Below are 5,000 nucleotides of genomic sequence, written 5' to 3'. Positions count from 1 at the left end.
AGCGATGCTGACGGCGCGCCGGTAACCAACAATCCGCAGCCCGGGCATGATCTCGACCCGCTCCGTGCCGCGCTGTGGAAAAGTCGCTAGCCCCAGGCATTGGTCGCGGATGCCGACAACGAAATTCCAGGCGATCGCCGGCGACGCGCGCCCGGCTATGTCGTCATAGAGCTGTCCGAGTTCCGCTTCCGCCATGGGATGGAAGACAATCCGGTACTCCATCCCCTACTTGGCTTTCGCCTGCTTGGCGCGATGGCGCGCCTCCAGCCGGGAAAACACCGTATCGGCGGGAATCCCCTTGGCCGGATCCTGCTGGAGCTCAGTCAGGCGCCCCGGGATTTCCTCGCGCAGCCACCTCTCCCGCTCCGCCTCGAAATCCTCGAGCATCCGCAAGCCGGCGCGGACGACCTCACTGGCATTGTTATAACGACCTGATGCGAGCTGCTTCTTGATGAAGCTCTCATAGTGGTCGTTAAGAGCGTAGTTGGGCATGGCAACCTCTGGAAAGAATGTCGATCACAGGAAGATAGCAATAGATGTCACCTATTGCCAGAATTAGCCGATTCGGCCGCACGCTGCCTTTGATTCGGGATTATTCCGCTTGATTCGCCGATTCGGCACAACCGAGTATCGCCTCCGCCCCGGTGATGCCGGCGCGATCGAGGAATCGGGTCTGCAGTCGACAGCTCCTGCTCTCGTCATGCGGGCGGGACGATGAAGCATCGAAGTCGGCTGGGAAAAATGCCCGCCGGCCAAAGTCATTTCGCATCTGGTTGAGGTCGCCGCTTGCGATTCGGCTCTCGCTAATCGCCTCGACCGTACGTGTGAGTTCTTCCGCGGCGCCGCAGCCGCGATCCCCGCATGCTGGATTTGAGCCAACGGCCATTTGAGATTGGTTTGGGGAGAGGCTTTGTTTTCTGTCGTGCGGCATTGGCTAAGCCCGCCGGCCACGACAGCAAAAAACAAAACGGCCCGCTTGAGGCGGGCCGTTGAATGTTGGTTTTGGGGCGAGGCTTTGAGTTTGTGTCGTGCGGCGGCGGCAAGGCCTCGTTGCGGGGCCCCTGTTGGAGGTTGAGCTCGCCGGCGCTCTCGGCAAAAAACAAAAGAGCCCGCACGAGGGCGGGCTCTTTTGTATTTGGTTGCGGGGACAGGATTTGAACCTGTGACCTTCAGGTTATGAGCCTGACGAGCTACCGGGCTGCTCCACCCCGCGTCAACCCTAAGCAAGCGTTTGCTTGCTGATCCAAGCAAGCGTTTGCTTGCTTGGGACGTAAGCACGAGCCTACGACTAGGCTGGCCTACAGATAGGTAGATGGCTCACCAAATGAAAGGGCCGCTTTCGCGGCCCGTGGTTTCCCGATTGGCGGGCCAGTTCGTAGAGAGAAGATTTCATCAGATCGACCCAAAAATCGGCTTCGATTTTTGGAAAGTACGATGTGACAGATAAAACGTGCGTTTAGCAGACCTGGCAGCGACCTACTCTCCCGCGTCTTGAGACGAAGTACCATCAGCGCTGGAGCGTTTCACGGCCGAGTTCGGAATGGGATCGGGTGCAGCCGCTCCGCCATAACCACCAGGTCGGCAAAACGCACGTTTTTTCGAGAAGCTGTTTTCTGTGCCATGGACGTTCTTTGATCTTGGCGCCTTTCGAAGCGAAGCTTCGCAAGGTCGACCGACCGTCGGCGCTGATGCGCCGCACCCACGTAGCGCCGCCCGCAGGGCGGAACAAGCGTGAGTGAGAACAAACCATCTGACTATGTCAGATGGGCATAAGGAATGAGAACGATCAAGCCGATCGAACTATTAGTACCGGTAAGCTTCAAGCGTTGCCGCTCTTCCACACCCGGCCTATCAACGTGGTCGTCTTCCACGGTTCTCAGGGAATACTCGTTTTAAGGTGGGTTTCCCGCTTAGATGCCTTCAGCGGTTATCCCGTCCGGATATAGCTACCCTGCTATGCGGCTGGCGCCACAACAGGTCCACCAGAGATCCGTCCATCCCGGTCCTCTCGTACTAGGGACAGATCCTTTCAATATTCCTACACCCACGGCAGATAGGGACCGAACTGTCTCACGACGTTCTGAACCCAACTCACGTACCGCTTTAAATGGCGAACAGCCATACCCTTGGGACCTGCTCCAGCCCCAGGATGCGATGAGTCGACATCGAGGTGCCAAACAACCCCGTCGATATGGACTCTTGGGGGTCATCAGCCTGTTATCCCCGGCGTACCTTTTATCCGTTGAGCGATGGCCCTTCCACGCGGGACCACCGGATCACTATGACCGACTTTCGTCTCTGCTCGACTTGTCAGTCTCGCAGTCAGGCAGGCTTATGCCATTGCACTCAGCGAACGATTTCCGACCGTTCTGAGCCCACCATCGCGCGCCTCCGTTACTCTTTAGGAGGCGACCGCCCCAGTCAAACTACCCACCATACATTGTCCCGGACCCGGATAACGGGCCGCGGTTAGACATCCATAGTAATAAGGGTGGTATTTCAAGGGTGGCTCCACCTGAGCTGGCGCCCAGGTTTCAAAGCCTACCACCTATCCTACACATGCCACTACGAATGCCAATGTAAAGCTATAGTAAAGGTGCACGGGGTCTTTCCGTCTAACCGCAGGAACCCCGCATCTTCACGGGGAATTCAATTTCACTGAGTCTATGCTGGAGACAGCGGGGAAGTCGTTACGCCATTCGTGCAGGTCGGAACTTACCCGACAAGGAATTTCGCTACCTTAGGACCGTTATAGTTACGGCCGCCGTTTACTGGGGCTTCGATTCAGAGCTTGCACCCCTCCTCTTAACCTTCCAGCACCGGGCAGGCGTCAGACCCTATACGTCGTCTTGCGACTTCGCAGAGCCCTGTGTTTTTGATAAACAGTCGCTACCCCCTGGTCTGTGCCACCCTCCTCTGCTTGCGCAGAAAAGGGTCACGCTTCTTCCGAAGTTACGCGTGCAATTTGCCGAGTTCCTTCAGCATAGTTCTCTCAAGCGCCTTGGTATACTCTACCAGACCACCAGTGTCGGTTTCGGGTACGGTTTATAAGGAGGAGCTATTTCCTGGAACCACGCAGCAGCCCGTTCAATCCGATAAGATTGGACTACCTCAATGATCCGTCACTACCTCCAAGCCCACGAATATTAACGTGGTTCCCATCGACTACGCGTTTCCGCCTCGTCTTAGGGGCCGGCTAACCCTGCTCAGATTAGCTTTAAGCAGGAACCCTTGGTCTTTCGGCGGGGGAGTCTCTCACTCCCCTTACGTTACTCATGTCAGCATTCGCACTTCTGATACCTCCACCACCCCTCACGGGTATGGCTTCATCAGCTTACAGAACGCTCCGCTACCGCTCGTATTGCTACGAACCCTAAGCTTCGGTGTATGGCTTTAGCCCCGTTACATTTTCGGCGCAAAGACCCTTATTTAGACCAGTGAGCTGTTACGCTTTCTTTAAATGATGGCTGCTTCTAAGCCAACATCCTGGTTGTTTTGGGATCCTCACATCCTTTCCCACTTAGCCATAACTTGGGGACCTTAGCTGTAGGTCAGGGTTGTTTCCCTTTTCACGACGGACGTTAGCACCCGCCGTGTGTCTGCCGACTAGTACTCCCAGGTATTCGGAGTTTGGTTAGGTTTGGTAATCCGGTGAGGACCCCTAGCCCATCCAGTGCTCTACCCCCTGGGGTATTCGGTCGACGCTCTACCTAAATAGATTTCGCGGAGAACCAGCTATTTCCGAGTTTGATTGGCCTTTCACCCCTAGCCACAAGTCATCCCGAACTATTGCAACAGTTATGGGTTCGGTCCTCCAGTAAGTGTTACCTTACCTTCAACCTGCTCATGGCTAGATCACTCGGTTTCGGGTCTAATGCGACGAACTGAACGCCCTGTTCAGACTCGCTTTCGCTGCGCCTACACCTAGCGGTTTAAGCTTGCTCGTCACACTAAGTCGCTGACCCATTATACAAAAGGTACGTAGTCACCCTTGCGGGCTCCCACTGTTTGTAGGCAATCGGTTTCAGGTACTCTTTCACTCCCCTTGTCGGGGTGCTTTTCACCTTTCCCTCACGGTACTAGTTCGCTATCGGTCATGCACGAGTACTTAGGCTTGGAGGGTGGTCCCCCCAATTTCAGACAGGATTTCACGTGTCCCGCCTTACTCGAGGACGATTGATTGCATTACGCGTACGGGGCTGTCACCCACTATGGCCCTACTTTCCAGAAGGTTCCGCTTGTCTCTCAATCGCCACTGGCCTGGTCCGGGTTCGCTCGCCACTACTTCCGGAGTCTCGGTTGATGTCCTTTCCTACGGGTACTTAGATGTTTCAGTTCCCCGCGTTCGCCACTTTACCCCTATGTATTCAGGGTAAGTTACCTATTATCGATACTTGGAAACCACAGCAGCAGATCGCTCTGCTACTCTGATTTTCCAAGTACCTTAGGTGGGTTTCCCCATTCGGAAATCTACGGATCAAAGGGTATTCGCACCTCCCCGTAGCTTATCGCAGCGTATCACGTCCTTCATCGCCTGTGCATGCCAAGGCATCCACCAATTGCCCTTAAGACACTTGATCGTTCTCATTGCCAATGCCCATCCGCGCAATCCGAAGGATTGTCGCTTCAGCCAAACCCTTGCGGGGTTAGCGTCCGCGCAATTCCGCAAGAATTGTCGCCTGAACCGGATCCTGTGCGGGATCCAATTCGATGTCATTGGCACAAAAAGACCAGCTTCTCGAGATCGGTTCGAGGGCGCGGTTAGGCAAACCCATCATATGCAAGGGATTGAGCGTCCCTTGCGACAAATCATGAGACCTTGCGGCTCATGAAGTTCGAACAAATCTTCTCTTTACGATGTCAAACAGAACAAGCGGAGAGCATGACGCTCACCACAAACCTTTATACGAATGACTTTTTTCACCACATCTCCACTCAACACCTCCGCGCGATCCGCAGGATCGTCGCGACCCGCGACAATCCCTTCGGGATTGCGCGAT

General features: G+C 55.2%; 2 protein-coding genes, 1 tRNA gene and 2 rRNA genes (1 of these 5 running past the window's edge). All 5 read right to left on the bottom strand.

The annotated features are described in order from the left end of the window. On the bottom strand, nt 1-222 hold the 5' portion of the coding sequence (locus tag ACWGS8_RS03250; RefSeq protein ID WP_454579572.1) for a type II toxin-antitoxin system RelE/ParE family toxin. The gene continues 90 nt to the left of window position 1, outside the view; the window shows 222 of its 312 coding nt (coding positions 1-222); its start codon is at nt 220-222; the stop codon falls past the left edge of the window. 3 nt (nt 223-225) lie between these two features. Next, complete coding sequence (locus tag ACWGS8_RS03245; RefSeq protein WP_454579571.1) at nt 226-492, bottom strand: type II toxin-antitoxin system ParD family antitoxin; 267 nt, start codon at nt 490-492, stop codon at nt 226-228. Between the two features lie 644 nt (nt 493-1,136). Next, nucleotides 1,137-1,213, bottom strand: a tRNA-Met gene (locus ACWGS8_RS03240). Between the two features lie 250 nt (nt 1,214-1,463). Beyond that, nucleotides 1,464-1,578: ribosomal RNA gene (rrf, locus tag ACWGS8_RS03235) — 5S ribosomal RNA — on the bottom strand. Nucleotides 1,579-1,782: 204 nt separating this feature from the next. After that, nucleotides 1,783-4,580, bottom strand: a 23S ribosomal RNA gene (locus ACWGS8_RS03230). Nucleotides 4,581-5,000 lie beyond the last annotated feature (420 nt).

This window comes from Mesorhizobium sp. 43Arga (genome assembly GCF_053714255.1).
The sequence above is the reverse complement of the archived record's forward strand: the minus strand, read 5'-3'. Positions and strand labels throughout refer to the sequence as shown.